General features: G+C 32.3%; 5 protein-coding genes and 1 pseudogene. 1 reads left to right on the forward strand and 5 read right to left on the reverse strand.

All coding sequences use genetic code 11. The features are described 5' to 3' along the window. The first annotated feature begins 37 nt into the window (after positions 1-37). Entirely contained in the window at positions 38-1,030 is a 993-nt protein-coding gene (locus DPQ31_RS29010; protein ID WP_208731446.1) for a DUF4046 domain-containing protein, read from the forward strand. 282 nt (positions 1,031-1,312) lie between these two features. Here DPQ31_RS29010 and DPQ31_RS29015 read toward each other — a convergent pair whose 3' ends face one another. From DPQ31_RS29015 to DPQ31_RS29030, 5 genes and pseudogenes are all read right to left on the reverse strand, one after another. Beyond that, a complete protein-coding gene (locus DPQ31_RS29015; RefSeq protein WP_046960325.1) occupies positions 1,313-1,906 on the reverse strand; it encodes a TasA family protein in 594 nt (197 codons plus the stop codon). A gap of 383 nt (positions 1,907-2,289) precedes the next feature. After that, a pseudogene (locus tag DPQ31_RS29610) lies at positions 2,290-2,707 on the reverse strand (tyrosine-type recombinase/integrase); the annotation flags it as partial. Between the two features lie 65 nt (positions 2,708-2,772). Next, positions 2,773-3,795, reverse strand: a complete 1,023-nt coding sequence (locus DPQ31_RS29020; RefSeq protein WP_208731447.1) for a sensor histidine kinase — start codon at positions 3,793-3,795, stop codon at positions 2,773-2,775. Beyond that, complete coding sequence (locus DPQ31_RS29025) at positions 3,788-4,498, reverse strand: response regulator transcription factor (RefSeq protein WP_061655769.1); 711 nt, start codon at positions 4,496-4,498, stop codon at positions 3,788-3,790. The genes DPQ31_RS29020 and DPQ31_RS29025 overlap by 8 nt, the downstream gene beginning before the upstream one ends. Positions 4,499-4,623: 125 nt before the next feature. Continuing rightward, on the reverse strand, positions 4,624-20,337 hold a 15,714-nt coding region (locus DPQ31_RS29030; RefSeq protein ID WP_208731448.1), incomplete at its 5' end, for a non-ribosomal peptide synthetase.

Raw genomic sequence — 20,337 nt, forward strand, 5'->3', positions numbered from 1 at the left:
AATACTGTATAAATACAAATGTAGGAGGATTTATATATTGTCAATGAAAGCCGTTGCGATAGAAGAAATTTATCAAGAAATATTGGATGGAAAACGGAAACGATTCCCTCCGAATACTTGGAAAGAAGATATGGATAATAAACAGGCCCGCAGAGTAATCACATATTTATTACTCAGTATTTTAAAATGGAATAAGGAAGACATCAGAAAAAAGTGGAACACTCAATTGCTTGTAAAATATAAACTACGAGGCTTACTCAAACATAGATACGAAAGTAGTCCTTTTAAAGCGATAAATGATTTATATCCAAGTGAGTTTAAAGAATGGGAGTTTGGTATGACTCCTTTAAATTTTTGGACGAAAGAAAAGGCATTAACCATTTTGAAATGGCTGATTGAAGAAAAAGAAAAGTTATCAAAAGAAAAGCTCTTACGGGTATACGGTAAAAGATGGTTAGAACGAAAGAAACTCGGTGCCCCTCTGGCGATGTATTGGAATAGCAGTCCTTTTGCAATGATTAACGATCTGTACCCCAGTCGTTTTAAAGAATGGGAATTTCTTATGACGCCCAATAACTTCTGGACAAAAGAAAAAGCATTAGAAGCATTGAAATGGACCATTGAAGAAAAAGAAAAATTAACTCCCGAACAATTACTGAATGTATACAATATAAAGTGGCTAAAGACTCACAGATTAGCGTCTACATGTCAATTAATGTGGGGGAATAGTCCATTTAAAATGATTAATGACTTATATCAAGGACGTTTTAAAGAATGGGAATTTAAAGTTACGCCTGTTGGCTTTTGGTCTAGAAGTAAAGCATTAGAAGCATTAAGGTGGACCATTGAAGAGAAAGAAAAACTAAACGAGAAACAGCTATTAAAAGTATTTAATCAAAGATGGCTGATAAAACAAAAGTTATGGACACCCTTAAAACGCTATTGGAAAGGAAGCCCTTATGAAATGCTTGTTGCTTTGTATCCAAATCGTTTCTCAAAAAGCATGTTAAAAGGGTATTTTAATAATTAAAAAGGAAGTTAAGCATAAGTTTTTATAGCTCGCTGCCATCTCATTTGTAGAAAAGTCCGGGGGTACTTTTATTTTCCCCTTTTTTCTTAAACATGTTTACTATTTATAAATTAAATGTTAGTTTTACAAAACATACAAAATGTTAAACTTACAAAAGCCATTGATATCATGCGTAAATGCTGATATCAATGGCTTTTGGTATAGATATGTAGTAATCATTCTTTTAAATTATTAAAAGGCATAAACTCAGTTTTACTTTTTCCAAGTAATCTGCTCTTAAATTTATCTTTCTTGTCCATCTGTTTGATTGGCTTGGAACTCCATTTTTAATGCAATACTATCCCCTTGGAACACGTTTTGATCTGTGCCGTTGTCTTCAAATATAAACTTTATCCAAAACCAATCCATTTTCCCAGGTTTTAATCCCCCTGTTTCAGTCCACTTAGAATGAAATACTTTTTTGGAGGCAATCTCTGGGCCTTGTGATTTTAGTTCTGCAAGAGTTGTCTCGTATACAGGGCTTTTTTCAGGATCCCAATCCCAAAGAAATTGTACTTTAATATGTTTACCGAAATCTTCTGTAGTGTTATTTTGTTTTAAATCGTTTACAGTATAGTCTATTTTCATCATGAGATCTTTAATATCTAATGTACCACTATTTATTAAATTGAATTTCTTTAATATTTTGTCCCCAGGTTTTAAATTTTCTAAGTTAAGTGAAGTAGTTGGTTGCATAGCTAAATCCAATGTACCTGCAGCAAATGAATTATTTGTCACCACTTGATCGCTAAAATATGCATATGTTCCCCCACCAATTAAAGATAAACCAAGAGCGGCTGAAACCACTCCAACACCTAATTTTTTTTTCAATGACATTTTTTGTTCCTCCCATATCATTTTTATAATCTTTCTCCCTAGTCAACCGAAAAGGTTCCCGTAATACAGATATACCATAAATTGCTAAAAATTTATATTAAAAGAAGAAAATTCCTTATTGAGAAAATTATGTTATTATCTATCTCCTGTAAAGGAAAAGAATTTCATTATCCTATTATCTCCAAATGGATTAGCAAATAAAAAATCAATAAAGAAGATTCCAGTGAATTATGGATTCTTCTTTATTTTGTATTTAGTATCTATTTATGAACTATAAACTCATATTTTGTGTTTTAATTCTAGTTGTGTTTATAATTAAGCTATTTTGATGGATTTGAAAGAAAGTGATTAATTATATAAAATTAAAAAGGAAAAAGCCATGATTAGATTTTAAATCTAGTCATGGCTTTTTCCTTTACATCTTTGCTTACACTTATATAAAACAACTCTAATCACATAAATTTCTTCATAAACAAGGCTATATTTTTTGTCTGCATATACATATGATATACAAATCTTTTACATAATATATGTGTTCCTATTTCATCTAATTCAAACTCTGTCGCAGTGTTACTAAGTAACTTATATGCTGCACTTCTTTCTATTCTTTCCCTGCCTACTCTTAATTAGATACTCATGATCTTCCATATCTCCAATGTACCTATTTAAATCTCTTCTTAATGCCGCAGTAATCTAGATACATTACTGCTTACCGCTCTTCATTTCAAGCGTTAAGATATAACTCCCTTTCAAACCTGCAACCTTTAGTTTTAAGAGGTCACTAATACGTAAACCTGTATTGTATAACTATTTTACTACATTGTTTGGGACAAATTTTAATTTAAACCATATATTATCTATATTTATTAAACCTTTTCTGTTTTTGGAAAAGAGATACCAAAAACTGTTTTATTCCATGGACTACTTTCAACCCATATCCTGCCCTGGTTTTTTTCTACTAAGGATTTAGCAATAGCAAGACCTAATCCGCTACCTCCATTAATAGAATTTCTTGATTGGTCACCACGATACATTCGTTCAAATACATGATCCAACTCATGTTCCGCGATTCCCTGTCCTTTATCCCAAACAAGCAATTGGAATTCTTGATTTGATTCCATGAGTTCTATCCCAAGTACTTTTCCTTCTCTCCCATATATAATAGCATTTTTTATTAGGTTATCTATAATTCTTATAATACTTAGATAATCAGCCGTGATAAAACATTTTGTTTTTGGTAAACTAAGCTTTAACTCCAAATTATTCTTCTTGATTTCAGGCAAATACTCAATTAATACTTCTCTTATAATCTCAGTTAACTCTAGAAATTCAGGATTTATTAAAACTTCATCTGCATCTAGCTTTGCCATATTAAATATTTCATTGATTAATTGCTTTAAGTTGCTAGATTTTTTCGAAATAATTTCAAGATACTCTTTTTTTTCTTCTCGAGAAACAGCTATATCATCTTTTAAAGCATCAATATATCCTATAATAGATGTAAGAGGAGTTCTGATATCATGAGAAATACTTGATAAGAGTCTTTTTCTCGCATTTTGAGATTTAATGGATTCGATTTGAACGCTCTCTAACTGTTCAATTAATTCATTCACAGAAAATATCATTTTATTAAATACATTACCTTCATTTACAATTATCCTTGTTGTTAAATTCCCTTTAATTACACGTTGTAATTCCTTAATCATTATTTTCAAACGATTAACGAAGTGAAACCTTATAAGTAAGAGAAAAGTCGTAAAGAAAAATAGTACTATGTACAAAACAAGTTTATTTATTCCTAATAGCTGGTTATTTAAATCTGTAAAAAAAAGTCCTATAATACATAATAGTTGAAGAATATTAAGTAAGATAATTTTATCGCTATACATTTTGGTCACCTACAAACTTATATCCTATTCCCCAAACTGTTTGTATTAATTGAGGATTAGAAGGATCCACTTCTATTTTTTTTCTAAGTTTTCGAATATGGACCATGACAGTATTATCATCCTCTAAATAGTTGTCCCCCCAAACATTACGGAACAACTGAGATTTAGTAAACACTTGCTCCGGATTTGAAGCGAAAAACCTTAGTAGTTCCATCTCTTTTGCAGTTAAAGGAATCTCTTCCCCCTCTTTGAAAACAGTATATTTTTTCATATCAATTGAGATTTCTTTAAACTCTATACGTGTTTGTTCTCTATCCCCTGCTTCACTTCCTAAAACTAAAAACCTCCTCATAAGAGCTTTAACTCTAGCTACTACCTCATTTATACTAAAAGGTTTTGTAATATAATCATCTGCGCCCATACTTAAACCTAATATCTTATCAGTTTCATGATTTTTAGCAGTGAGCATTAGAATAGGAACATTCGTTTTTTCTCTTAATTTTCTGCAGACCTCAATCCCATCAATTTTTGGCATCATAAGATCTAATATAAACAGATCATATTTGTTTTTATTAAATAACGAAAGAGCGTGCTCCCCATCTATAGCAACATCAACTTTATATAATTCTCGTTCCATATATTTTTTTAATAAATCTCTAATTTCTTTTTCATCATCCGCTATAAGAATTCTAATTTCTCGCAAAATAACACCTGCTTTCATAATTTCTATTATACATTTCCAAAATTATTGTGCTTATTCTCTGTAATTTACAGGTCATCAAAATAAGAAAATTGGCATTTCTTTAAAGAAATGCCAATTCTCAAAAATTAAACTGTTTCAAACGCCAATATGTCATTTATTATATTAGCATTCTTTTTAAGAATATCTAGGTTTGAATTTGATACCATTTCCATATGGGTTCCGTACCCTTGAATTATCCTGAAATTCTTAGTTGTAGCATTTTCCCACATTAAATTATTTTCATCTTCTTTTTCTTTTACTGATTTTATATAACTTATATTTCCATTAATACTACCATTTGTTGTTGTACACTGTACATACATATAAGACTTCATAATTAATTCTATCAAATAATCACTAGCTAATTTTTCTAAATCTTTATATTTTTTCAAATTGAATTTTTCATGAAGTTCTCTCTTACACTCTTCCTCTGTATAAAGATTCTGTTCTACAATCGTACGGTATTTTGAATCAATAAGAATAAGATTTTCTACTTCAAACCCTTGTCTATTCAATTCTTTTGCCACATCGAATGCAAGTATTCCACCAGCTGAATATCCCACTAATGTGTACGGTCCTTCTGATTGAATATCTTTTATTATTTTAACATATTGTGCAATTCTATTTTCAGATTTAATAAAATTAAAACTGTAAACCGAATATGACTCAATATGCTTTGCTAGCCCCATATATGCTATTCCTATTGAAGCAGCAGGTGGGAAACAAAATAGTTTTTTATTGGTGCTTGTTGAGCTACTAAGTTGAATACAATCCTCTGTATAATCCTTTAACATTTCTTTTGCACCTTCTAAGAACGCTGAAAAACTTCGGACTGTAGGCTTATCAAATACATCTTTAAACGGTACTCTAAAGTTTAACTCTGCAACTATCCTTGAAACAAACGTCATAACGTTTAAAGAGTTCGCTCCGATATCAAATATATTAGTATTCATACCTATTTTTTTGATATTTAAAATTTCTTCCCATATACTAACAATTTTTTCTTCTAAATCATTTCTTGGCGGTTCGTATTCTAATCCATATTTGACATTTCCATCTGGTGCTGGTAATGAATTTATATCTATTTTGCCATTTGTTGTCAACGGTAATTCCTTAAGCTGTGTAAAATACGCCGGTATCATATAATTTGGCAGTTCTTTTGATAAATATCTTCTCATCTCTGTAACAGTAATTGCTTTTTCTTTATTCTCTAAAACAACATATGCACAAAGATACTGACTATTCTCACCGTCTATTCTTGCAACAACTTTTGTTTCTTTTATATTATCTAATTTTAGAATTTGATTCTCTATTTCTCCTAATTCAATTCTATAACCACGAATTTTTACTTGATGGTCAGTTCTCCCTATAAATTCGATATTTCCACTAGGCAACCATCTTGCAAGATCCCCTGTTCGATACATCTTTGCTCCAGGTACGTATGGATTTGATATAAATTTTTCTGCTGTCAATTCAGGTCTATTTAAATAACCTGTAGCAACACCATCTCCACTTATATAAAGTTCTCCTTCTCCTCCTACTGGTAATATCTTTTGATTATCATCCAATATATAAATTTGAACATTATCAATTGGCTTTCCAATAGGTACCGATATGTGTTTATCGTCATTAAGGCTATATTTATAAATCATACAGCCAATTGTTGTTTCTGTTGGACCATACTCATTATAGATTTCAACATTATGATTGAAACTTTTTGAAATCTCTCTTGCTAACTCAGTCTTTAAATCTTCTCCACCCACTATTAATCGTTTTATACTTGAATTGCTGTTATCAATATCTCTTATCAACCTTAAATGAGATGGTGTCAATTTTACTATACCTACCCTATTATCCTTAAAGATTTGTCTTATAACTGGTTCATCCCCATCATTATTGTAAATAACTATTTTATTTCCAGAAATTAATGGTGTGAATATTGATGTAATTGTAAGGTCAAATGAGAAAGATGAATACAAGGCAAAATCTAAGGCCTCTCCTTTGACATATTCCTTATTTGCCCATGTTATATAATTGACTAGGCCTCGTTGCTTAAGCATAGTTCCCTTTGGCATACCTGTAGAACCCGAAGTATAAATCATATAAGCTAGGTTGTTAGTATTACTTGTTACTTTTATATTTTCAGTAGAATAATGATTATACTCTTCATCTAAAAATATTATTTCTTTGTTTAATCTTACTGCATCTATACCTTTTGTAAGTATTATATTTGTTCCACTATCCTCTACTATATACTTAATTCGCTCTTCAGGATATTCAGGATCTATTGGTAAATATGCTGCTCCAGATTTTAAAATCCCCATAATTCCTATAATCATCTCTAGAGAACGTTCAAGCATGATACCTACAACTGTGTCTGGTTGAACTCCTTTATTCTGGAGTATCCTAGCTATTTGGTTAGATTTTTCATTAAGTTCTTTATAAGTAAGTTGCTGCTTATCAAATACCACAGCTACCTTATTTGGAGTCCGTTCTACCTGTTCTTCAAATAAACGATGAATTGTTTTTTCTTTTGGATACTCTGCCTTTGTTTCATTAAACTCATTCAAGAAATAATGCTTTTCTTCTTTTGAAAGGATTTCTAATTGATTCACATTTTTATGTTCATCCTGCAAAACTTGGTCCATAACATTTTTCAGATGATTTGCTATGTTCTGGATGAGTTTTTCTGAATAGAGATTTCCATCATATGATATTTTGAGAACAAGCTGTTCACCTGGAACGACAACTATTGTAAATCCATAGTTGGTTTGTTCAATCCCTTTAATATCCTTAAACACGAAACTACTCTTACTTTCTTCTTCCTGAAGTAAACGTTCATCAAGTGCATAATTCTCAAAAATCATTACATGATCAATTAAATCCCTTTTCAAATCACTAAGAGACTGTATATCTGAAAGATTCATATAGTTGTATGCTTGGCTTTCTATCGCTTGTTGCTGTACCTCTTTTAAAATATTTTTAAAGCTCTTCTGTTCTTTTATATTAATTCTCGTTGGAATTGCATTAATGAATAATCCAACCATTTTTTCAATTCCAGCTACTTTGGCATCTCTACCAGAAACGACAGAACCAAATACAACATCGTCTGTATGATTATACTTGGCTAAAATAATCCCCCATAAAGTTTGTAGCACAGTGTTTAGCGTAACATTATTTTGATTAGCCAATTCAGTCATTTCTTTCGTAAGTTCCCTTGAAAATTCAATGAGCGTCTCTTGTCCATGGTACTCTCTTGTACTATCAATTTTGAACGATGGAACTTTCGCAGGTTTTTGATATCCTGCTAAATATTGTTTCCAATATTGAATTCCCTCTTCTTTTTCCTGTTCTCCTAACCATCTAATATAATCACTATATGGTCTTGGCTCTTCTAAATTAGGATACTGTCCTACTTGTTTGTTTCCATAGATATGGAACAATTCTCCCAAAATAATACCTCTGCCCCATCCATCGAACAAGATGTGATGATTACTCCATATAATTGTATAAGCCTTATCATCAGTTTGAATAAGTTCCAGTCTAATTAAGACATCTTTACTAAAATCAAAACCTTTTTCTCGATCCTGTTCAATGTAGGTTGTTATACTTTCTTTTTGCTGATTTATTCCTTGCTGTCTAATATCTCGGTATCTAAAGCCAATCTTTCGACCTTTTATAATTACATTTTTTGGTTTTTCTGTAATTTCATATTCAATTGCTGTCCGAAGGAGTTCATGTCTTTTCATAATATCGTTCAAGCTTTCCTCGAATAAGTTGACATCAATAAACCCTTTGACATCAATGACAAGTTGTTCAAAGTATGCACCTGATTTTGGATCTTCTAATGCATGGAATAGCATACCCTGCTGCATATTAGCTAATGGATAAATCTTTTCTATTTCTCCCCACCTATTTTTCGCCTTGATTTCCTCTAGTTGTTCGAAGGTTAATTCTTTGTCTCCGTAGTCAAATGGTGTTTTTTCAGCCTGTTCCTTAGAAATGCAATGATGGATTACATCACGAAGAGCATCCTTGAAAGCTTCTGTAAACTCCACTACGACATCCTCTGCATATACTTTTGTATTATAAGTCGTATCAATAGTGAGCTTTCCATCTAAGACAATAGCATTCATTTCTATAGGTGTTTCTCTTGTATGTTTACCTCCAATCGACTCTCCTGCCGATATCCAAGAAGAAGAAAAGATTGTATTATTGAGATCTGCATCCATTTGACCTAAGTAATTAAACAAAATAGGTGGCTGTTCAATATTCCATAAATCTGGATCTCTACTCAAATGTTTTAAAACCCCATAGCCTATTCCCTTATTCGGAATTCTTCTAAGAGACTCTTTCACTGTTTTAATAGTCATTGAAAGGTCCTTTTCATCTTCTAAATTGATGTATACAGGATATTTGGTTGTAAACCATCCAACTGTTCGGCTAATATCTACATTTTTTATAATCTGTTCTCTACCATGGCCCTCTAGACTAATCCTAATTTTATTTTCACCAGTTACTCTCCTTGTAGCTATTAAAAGAGCACTAATCAGTAAATCGTTGATTTCAGTATGATATGCTTGATTTGTTTCTCTTAACAATCGGCTTGTTTCCTCTATTCCGAGAGCGGTACTGAAAGTATCACTATCCTCATATCGGAATAGTCCAACTTCCTCTTTTTTCTCTAAAAAGTTAACATTATCCTTTAATGTGTTCACCCAATATTGCTTTTCTCTAAGGATTTTTGCACTCTTAGCATACTCGTTGAGCTGAGTGGTATACTCTTTATAAGAAGTCGTTTTGGGATAAAACGCTATTTGTTCTCCTTTCATTAGCTGGCTGTATCCAAGTGCAAAATCTTCAAATAGGATTCTCCAAGAGATTCCATCCACCACAAGGTGATGAATAATAAGTAACAGATGGTCTCCAACATTCGTCTTAAACTGTGCTACATTTACAAGAGGTCCTTCTTGTATATCAATTTTCTTCTGTAATATTGTCGCAAGTTCCTGAATCTTCTCATCTGGATTATCTTCTCTCGAAACGTCATAAACATAAAAACCAAATTGATTCTTTTCCACTTCTCGATTGAATTGAAGTACTTCATTATTCTTTTCTTTATAAATCATTCGTAAAGCGTCATGATGTACAAAAATTGCTTCCATAACTTCTTGTATGATTTCCTCACGGAATCCATCTTTCCTATACAACATAACTGCATGATTATAATGATTTACATCTTCTTTTCCATTCATAAAATACGCTTTTTGAATTGGAGTGAGTAACACATCTCCTGTTTCAATTTCATAAGAGCCTTCTTGTATTGTCTCAATATTGACGTAGTTGCTTAAAAGCTTGATTTCCGGATAGGTAAATAAATCTTTCATCTCTAACGTGAGACCTTCTCGTGATAAACGTGAGATAATTTGTAAAGCTTTAATAGAATCTCCACCCGAAGCAAAAAAGTTATGGCTAATCCCAATTGGCTTGACTCCTAATATATCTTCCCATACCTTTACAAGTTTTTCTTCTACCTGATTTCTTGGTTTTTCATAATCTACTCCCTTACTCACATCTGGCTCTGGCAAGGCTTTTTCGTCTACTTTTCCATTTGCCGTAAGTGGAATACGCTCCAGCTGAACAAAATAAGATGGAATCATGTATTCAGGTATTTCTACTTTTAAGTACGCTCTTAATTCTTCAAATGATAGGTCCTTCTGGGACGTAATATATGCACAGAGATATCTTCTGCCGTCCTGACCTTCTCGGTCAATCACGAATGCTTCTTTAATTTGTTCATGTTTAACTAAATGACGCTTAATCTCTTCTGTTTCAATTCGATAACCTCTTATTTTCACCTGGCCGTCTATCCTACCTGCAAGCTCAATTCTACCATCTGATAGTCGTCGAACAAGATCCCCTGTCCGATACATTTTTTTATTTGGTTCAAACGGATTTTGAACAAATTTTTCTTCTGTCAAATCTGCTCTGTTTAAATATCCACTTGCTACGCCATCTCCTGATAAGCATAATTCACCATAAACACCTTCTGGGACAAGTTTCATTTGTTGATCCACTACGTAAGCCTTCATATTCTGAATTGGTCTTCCAATCACAGGACATTCTTTGAAAGCTGCCATTGTATCATATTCAATAACATGATATACCGAACCAATTGTCGCCTCTGTAGGTCCATAGTGATTCATTACCACATGATTTGGGTAACGTGTATAGAATGTTTCAACATCTATTGGATTGATTTTCTCTCCACCTAACACGACTAATCTCAATGTATTACAGCTCTGATTATTTGAGAAACTCGGATCATTCACCAAGACGTTAAAGAGAGACGGTGTCAGTTTCAAATAAGAAATATCTTGTTCTTCTATATACTGTAATGCTTTCTGAGCATTAGTATATACTTCTTTTGTAACGAGATGCAGTTCACATCCATTTAAAAGTGATGAATATAGACTTGTATAACCCAAGTCAAATGCATAGGAAGATACTAACATTGCCTTATCTGTTTCTTTTAGATTCGCTTCCTTTGTAAACCAAGTCATGTAGTTTACAACGTTGTTGTGCTGAACACATACACCTTTAGGTGTACCAGTCGAACCTGATGTATAGATGATATACGCATTATGATTCCATTTATAATTGACTAATAAATTTGATGTATCCCTCTCTTTTATAGAATCATCTTCTATGGAGATTACTTCTCCATTAAATTGGAGAGTTTCTTTCATTTCTCCTTTTACTATCAATAGGCTAGCATTACTGTCCTTTAAAATGACATTCGTTCTTTTATCCAGTTGTTCAGGATCTATTGGCAAGTAAGTCGCTCCTGCTTTTAATACGGCCATAATTCCAATAATCATTTCAAGGGATTCTTCCACTAACATACCTACTGTTATACCTGGCTTTGCTCCTTTTTCTTGAAGCAACCTTGCCATTTGATTCGCTCTTTCATTCAGTTCCAGATACGTAAGTTTCTGATTTTTAAATACCACGGCTACATGGTGAGGTGTTCGTTTCACCTGTTCCTCAAATAATTGTGAAATTGTTTTATCTTTCGGATAATCAGCTTTTGTATCTTTATCATCCCGCAATAGCATCTGCACTTCTTCTTCTGAAAGCAACATAATATCCTGAATGCTTTGTTCTGGCTTCTCAATAATTTCTTTAAAAACCTGGATTAAATGTTTAGCTAATCTTTCTACAGTTTCCTTCTTAAATAATTTAGTTCTGTAATTTAATACACATTTAATACTACGCTCTTCTTCAACAGCGGTAAGTGTTAAATCAAATTTAGAAACATGCGCCTTCATTTGATATGGTGAGAAAGTTAAACCTTGTATTTCAAAATCATCATAGTCAAAGTTTTGTAAGACGAACATTGTATCAAACAAAGCACTTCTGCTCATATCTCTCTTTAAATCTAATTTTTCAACTAATTCATCAAATGGATAATCCTGATTTTCATAGGCTTTTAAAGCATTCTCTTTAACTTCTTTTAAATAATCTTGGAATGAAACGTCTCGTTTTGGATAATTTCTCATCGCAAGGGTATTAACAAAAATACCCATAATCTGTTTCAAATCATCATGAGGTCTTCCTGCGATTGGAGATCCCACTACGATTTCCTCTTGCCCCGTATATTTTGAAAGCAGTGTTGTGTATCCCGCTAACAGAAGCATGTACAGCGTCACACCATGTTCCTTCGCCATCTTCTTAAGATTAACATATATGTCACTATCGATTTCAAAATGTACAAGGTCACCTTCTGTACTTTGAATTGGCGGTCTTTTATAATCTGTCGGCATATTTAGTACTGGTACTTCTTCTTTAAATACATGCATCCAATACTCTTCTTGTTTTTTCATTTCTTCTTGAGTAAACAATTCTCTTTGCCATACAGAATAATCTTTATATTGAATGCTTAATGGAGATAATTCTTTCCCGTTGTATAACTCAGCTAATTCCTGTGTAAAGATCCCCATTGATACACCATCTGATATGATATGGTGCATATCTAATACCATCACGTGCTCATCATTTGTAATATGGATGATTTCAACTCGTAAAAGAGGAGCCTTCTCCAAATCAAATGGTTTAACAAACTCATTGATCATATCATCTAGCTTATTGGTACCCATTTCTCTATACGTCACTTGGAAATCTATCTCTTTTTCAATCTTTTGAGCTGGTTCACCATCTACCATTACAAAAGAAGTTCTTAAAGCCTCATGTCTTTCAATTACTCTATGAAACGCTTTCTCAAATTGACGTATATCCAAATCACCTTTTATTTTCATGGCGAACGGTATATTGTAAGATACTCCGCTACCCTCTATTTTGTTTAAAATATAGAGTCTTCTTTGTGCAGATGAAAGTGGATAATAATCTTGTTCTTCTACTTTTTTGATGGATGCATATACACTTTCTTTTGTAGAGTCAATAAATTCTCCAATCCCTTTTATAGTAGGTGTTTGGAAGATTTGTCGTAAAGGTATCTCCACCATAAGTTCCTTATGGATTTTAGAAACCATCGTAGTTGCTTTAAGAGAATGACCTCCTATTTCAAAAAAGTGCTGGTTGATTCCGATTTTTTCCACTCCTAAAATTTCCTGCCAAATGGATACAAGTCTTTCTTCGACTTCATTCCTTGGTGCCTCATACTCTACTCCCACAACTGCACTTTCATCAGGTTCTGGTAAGGCCTTTCGGTCCACTTTTCCATTTGCTGTAAGTGGTAGTTTATCCAGCTGAACGAAAAACGTAGGAATCATATACTCTGGAAGCTCTTGCGCCAAAACTTTCCGAATTTCTTGTAACATGGATTCTTTTTCACGTGTTTCAGACGTAAAATAAGCACATAAATATGGTTGACCATTATTATCCTCTCTTGCAACGACAACGGCTTCTTTAATCTCTTTCTGTTTCAAGAGTTGATTCTCTATCTCACCAAGTTCAATCCTGAAACCGCGAATTTTCACTTGATGGTCAATTCTACCTAAAAATTCGATATTCCCATTAGGCAATAACCTTGCAAGGTCTCCTGTCCGGTACATCCTTTCCCCTGGAATGAATGGGTTTGGAACAAACTTTTCCGCCGTGAGCTCTGGTCTGTTTAAATAACCACGTGCCAAACCTTCCCCACTTACACAAAGTTCACCTGCAACTCCTAATGGCACTAAATTATTTTCCATATCAAGGATATAAACCCTGTTATTACTTATTGGTTTACCAATAAGTACCTTCTGATCTTCCTGTTTTAATTCACATATTGTAGAACAAACACTATTTTCTGTTGGTCCATACTCATTAAATAATTTTACGTGAGGCATTTTCTGAAAATGTTTTTTAATTAGATTTTCATTAAAACCTTCACCTGCAATTGTCACAAATCTCAAATCTACTAAAGGCTTATCAATAGTGTTTAATAGATTATTATAATAGCTTGGAACAGCTAACAAATTAGTTATTTTATTACTTTGAATAATATTTATAAATTTACTGAAATTTATTCTTATATCTTCTATTAAAATTAATTTACCTCCAGAAAGCAAAGTAGTAAAAATATCTTCAACAGAGCTGTCAAAAGAGAAAGAAGGCATCTGTAACGTAATATCACTTTCACTATATTGATATGATTCTATTCTCCAACATAACGTATTGAGAATAGATTTATGATTCACCATTACACCCTTTGGTTTTCCAGTTGAACCTGAAGTGTATATTATATAAGCCATGTCAGAGGATTTATTTAGACTAGGTAAGTTTTCTTTAAATCTATCCTTAATCTTTTGTACATTTATATCAATACAAGTTAAATCATAATCTACTTGTTTATTTTCTTGTTTTAACAATATTTCTATACCACTGTCTTCCAACATATATCTTATTCTATCCTCTGGATACTCAGGATCAATTGGAAGGTATGCTCCCCCGGCTTTTAATATTGCCATCATACCAACTATCATTTCAATCGAACGTTCAACCATAATACCAACCACAGTATCAGGTTTCACACCTTTTTCTCTTAGCAGAGCAGCGACTTGATTAGACTTTTCGTTAAGTTCCCAATAAGTCAATTGTTTATTTTCAAACACAACTGCAATATTTTCAGGTGTCCTTTCTACCTGTTCTTGGAACAATTGATGTATCGTCTTCTCTTTTGGGTAATCTACTTTTGTATCATTAAATTCATACAATAAAGTTGTTCTTTCTTCTTCTGCAATTATGTCTATTTCATTTATTTTCTTATTCTCATCTGCAATCACTTGTTCAGTTACTTTTTTAATGTGCATTTCGATATTATCTATTATTTTGTCATCATAAATATTTCCATCATAAGTTAAAACTAAATTTAACTTCTCACCTGGAGTTGCAGCAATACTAAAACTATAATTGCTCTGCTCTTCTGCATGTAAATCTTCTACCTTAAAACCTATATCCATTTTTTCATTTCCGGCAATACGTTTATCAACAGCATAGTTCTCAAACACAATTATATGATCAATAAGATCATTCTTTAATTTACTCATTGCTTGAACTTCAGCTAAATTCATATAGTTATAATTATTGCTAGCTATAGCTTCACTCTGTACAACCGTTAAAACTTCTTTAAACTTCTTATTCTTTCCAAGGTTTATTCTAGTTGGAATGGCATTAATAAATAAACCAATCATCTTTTCAATTCCGTCTACTGGAGCTTCCCTTCCAGATACAATAGTTCCAAATACTACTTCGTCTGTATTGTTATACTTCGCCAAAATAACACCCCAAATACTCTGGAATACTGTATTAAAGGTTACGCTATTCCTATTAGCAAGCTGTGTAATCTTATTTGTTAGTTCGCTCGAAAATTCAATTACTTTTTCTCTTCTTAAATACTCACTATTATTCTTAGCAATCTGTAATTTTGGTATTTGCGCTTTCTCTTCATAACCATCTAAATATTGCTCCCAATAACTTTTACCTTCTTCTTTATCTTGCTCTTCTAGCCATTTTATATAATCGCTATAAGGTTTCGTTTCTTCTAACTCATATTCTTCACCATTTATTAATTTTCCATATACAGTGAATAACTCACCTAATACGATTCCAAGACACCAACCATCCAATAAAATATGGTGATGACTCCATACCAATTTATATAAGTTTTCATCTGTTCTAATCAAACATACTCTCATTAAAGTATCTTCACTTAAGTTAAATCCCTTTTCTGTATCTTCTTCTCTATATTTTTTTATGAATAACTCTTTTTCTATAGTTCCTCTTTCACTTATATCGCAATATTGAAAACCTATTTCTCTATCCGCTATTATTATTTGTCTAGGCTCCTCAACTATTTCATATTCAAATGATGCTCTTAGTATTTCGTATCTTTGCATGATTTTATTAAAACTTGTTTTTAATACCTCTACATCAACGTATCCTGTTATATCCATAACAGTTTGTTCAAAATATGCTTTTGAATTTTTGTTTTCCAAAGCATGGAACAGCATTCCCTTTTGCATATTTGCTAACGGGTAAATCTTTTCAATTTCGAAATCTTTATACTGTTCTTTAATATCCTTAAGTTCACTTAGAGTTAATTTAGTATCCCCATAGTCATAAGGCGTTTTGTCCACCTCTATTTGACTAACACAATGATCAATTATAGTTTCAAGGCTTTCTTTAAACTTATCATTTAATTTCCTGATTGTTAGTTCATCAAACTCTAGCTCATTAAAGGTAGTATTTATAACCAATTCATTATTAATAATTATTGAATTCATTTCTATCGAATTATTTCGTGAAATCTTTCCTCCAATTGTTTCCCCATAAGAAAATTTTGATTCAGAAAATGCATTTCTGTTAACATCATTATCCATTTCACCTAAATAGTTAAATGAAATTGGTGCTTTTTGTTCATTTAATAGGTACTTCTCTTTTGATAAATATTTTAGTATACCAAATCCAATTCCCTTGTTAGGAATTTTCCTTAAAATTTCTTTTACCATTTTTATATTAGTAGCAAGATCGGTCTCATCGCCTAAATCTATAAGTACTGGATACATAGTTGTAAACCAGCCTACAGTCCTACTAATATCTACATTTTCTAAGATATCTTCTCTTCCATGTCCCTCCATATTTATTTTTATACAATTTTCACCTGTTATCTCTCTAGTACCTAATAATAAAGAAGTTAACAATATATCATTTATTTCTGTATTGTATGCCCTATTGGATTTTCTTAATAAACTGATAGTCTTTTCCTTATCTAAAGAAATACTAACTGTTTTACTATTTTCGAATGTATCACTTTTAAGCTCTTTTTTTCTAGGTATAAATGCAACCTCAGTTTTTGCTATCTCTTGCCAATACTCTCTTTCCTTTAATAATTTATTGCTACTAACATACTCCCTCAACTTAGAGGAAAACTCTTTAAAGGATTCAGTTTTAAATCCAATGTCTAACTTCTCACCTTTTAAATCCTGAGAATATAGAGTTTCAAAATCTTCTAATATTATTCTCCATGATACTCCATCTACTACAAGATGATGAATGGTAATAAGCAGATGATCCCCTTGATCCGTTTTAAATAAACAAAGATTAACGAGTTTACCATTTTTGATGGAAGATTTCTTTTGGATATTTGTCGCTAATTCATATATTTTCTCTTCCTTATTCTCTACTCCCTCAACATCATGAACGTATAAATCAAAGAGGTTATCCTTATAGCCTCTATTATACTGAATGATCTCTCCATCATTTTCTCTATAAATCATTCTAAGGGCATCATGCTGTTCTAATATCTTATTAAAGACTCTCTCTATTCTCTTTTGATCAAATCCATCTTCCCTAAACAGCATAAATGATTGATTAAAATGATCTAGTTCTTCTTTATTTTTCTCAAAATACCATTTTTGAATTGGAGATAACATTACTTCTCCTGTAACTATTTCATAAGGTTTTAACCGTTTGTTTTGCTTTTTCACATACTTACTAAGATCTTTAATTTTAGGGTTTGCAAATAGGTCTTTCACTTCTAACTTAAGATTTATTCTGGACAACCTGGACACAATTTGCAGAGCCTTAATAGAATCTCCACCTGATACAAAGAAATGATGATTTATCCCTATATCCTCTATGCCTAGGATATCCCTCCAAATCTCAACAAGATGTGTTTCAACTTCATTTCTTGGTGCCTCATATTCTACCCCTGATTGACTACTTCTATCTGGTTCTGGAAGTGCTTTTCGATCCACTTTATCGTTTGATGTAAGTGGTAACTGGTCAAGTTGAACAAAATAAGAGGGAATCATGTAATCAGGGAGTTCCTTTTCTAAAAATTCTCTTATCTTAGCTGAAGATATTGCTTTTTCAGACACAATATAAGCACTTAGATACGTATGATTTTCCTTGTCCTCTTTTGCTACTACTACGACCTCTTTTATATCTTGATGTTTTAACAACTGGCTCTCTATTTCACCAAGTTCTATTCTATACCCACGTATTTTTACTTGATGGTCAATTCTTCCTATGAATTCAACATTTCCATCAGGCATCCATCTTACAAGATCACCCGTACGATACATTTTTTCCCCACTGACGAAAGGATTGTCCACAAATTTCTCGGCAGTTAAGGCCGGATTATTTAAATAACCTCTTGCCAATCCATCTCCAGTTACACATAACTCTCCTGTTACTCCAATTGGACAAAGCTGATTATACTTATTTACTATATAAACTTTAGTATTATACACCGGTTTTCCAATTGGAATATTATCATCATTTTTATTCATTAAGAAACTTGTAGTTACTACTGTATTTTCGGTTGGACCGTAGGCATTTACAAGCTGATAGCGGGTATTCTTATTTAAAATTAACTTTTCGCCACCGGATACTAACATTCTTAAAGAATGATTATCTTGTAATATAAATTGTTCACTTACCTTAGATGGGAATGTTGCAACTGTTATGTCTTTACTATTCATATATTCATTTAATTTATCTAGATTAAGCCTAATATCTTTGCCTAAAACGTGCAAAGTAGCTCCGGTGATTAAACAAGGGAAAATTTCTCCAATAGATGCATCAAATGAGACTTTCAAATAGTTTGTAATTCGATCTCTTTCTGTTATTTTATGAAAATCTACATACCAATTACATAAATTGACTAAGGAATGATGTTCCACTAACACCCCTTTTGGTAAACCCGTGGAACCAGACGTATAAATGACATAGGCTAAATCATTTCTATTATTACGCCTTTCCATATTAATTTGCTCTTGTTTTTTTATTGTTTCATCATTAATTGAGATTTTAGTTATACATTCATTATTGGTAAAATGAAGTTTATCGTATAAATGAGTCTGCGTTAATACGAACTTTGTGTTACTATCTTCTACCATATATTTAATTCGCTCTTCAGGATATTCAGGGTCTATTGGTAAATATGCTGCCCCTGATTTTAATATCCCCATGATACCGACAATCATATCTAAAGAACGTTCCACCATAATTCCTACAATCATTTCTGGGTGAACACCCTTATCATGAAGTAATCTGGCTACTTGATTGGATTTTTCATTGAGCTCCTTATAAGTAACTTGTTGCCCCTCGAATTCTACAGCAACCTTGTTTGGAGTTCTCTCTACCTGCTCCTCAAATAATTGATAAATGGTTTTATTCTTTGGATAATCCATATCAGTTTCATTAAATTCATTCAAAAGGATGTGCTTTTCTTCTCCAGAAAGCATATCTATTTGACCTAAACAAACTTCCTGATTATTAGCAATTTCTCTTAAAATACTAACAAAGTGCTCTGATATTTTAGCTATTGTCTCTTTCTTAAACAATTTTGTACAATATTCTAAATCAAATTTTATGATGTTATTAGTTTCTACTGCTGATAATGTCAAATCAAAATTTGCTATATTAAGTTCACTATCATATGTTTCAAAACTTAACCCTTTAATCTCTTCACTAGAAGTATCTAGGTTTTGTAGCACAAACATCGTATCAAATAATGCACTTCTACTCATATCTCTTTGTAAGTCCAGCTTTTCAACCAATTCATCCAAAGGATAATCTTGATTTTCATAAGCCATTAATGCATTTTCTTTTACTTCTCTTAAATAATTACGAAATGTTTTATCTTCTTTTGGATAATTTCTCATCGCGAGGGTATTCACAAACATTCCGACAATATTTTTCAAATCATGATGGCTTCTTCCTGCAATTGGAGATCCTACCACAATATCATCTTGACCCGTATATCTTGAAAGTAAAGTTGTATATCCAGCTAACAGAAGCATATACATGGTAACCCCATTTTCTTTTGCAATTCTATTAAGCTTCTTTGTCAACTCACTATCTATTTCAAAACTTCTTAGGGACCCTTCAACACTTTGTGTCTGCGGCCTTTTATAATCTGTTGGCATATTTAATATTGGTACTTCTTCTTTAAAAACATTCATCCAATATTTTTCTTGCTTCTTCATTTCCTCTTGAGTAAACAAGTCTTTTTGCCATACTGAATAATCTTTATACTGTATATCCAATGGAGATAACTCTTTCCCTTCATACAGTTTACAGAGCTCACTATTTAAAATATGCATTGAAACTCCATCTGAAATGATATGGTGCATATCTAGGACCATCACGTGCTCATTATCTGTGACATGTATGATTTCAACCCGTAAAAGAGGAGCTTTCTCCAAATCAAATGGTTTAACAAATCCATTGATTATATCATCTAGCTTATCGGTACCCATTTCTCTATACGTCACTTGGAAAGCTATGTC

Origin of the sequence: Bacillus sp. COPE52, from assembly GCF_003355115.1 — a bacterium.
GTDB lineage: Bacteria > Bacillota > Bacilli > Bacillales > Bacillaceae_G > Bacillus_A > Bacillus_A toyonensis.

Coding starts and splice junctions, on each gene's coding strand:
- DPQ31_RS29015 (WP_046960325.1), bottom strand. CDS start 1,906: ATGTCATTGAAAAAAAAATTAGGTGTTGGAGTGGTTTCAGCCGCTCTT.
- DPQ31_RS29020 (WP_208731447.1), bottom strand. CDS start 3,795: ATGTATAGCGATAAAATTATCTTACTTAATATTCTTCAACTATTATGT.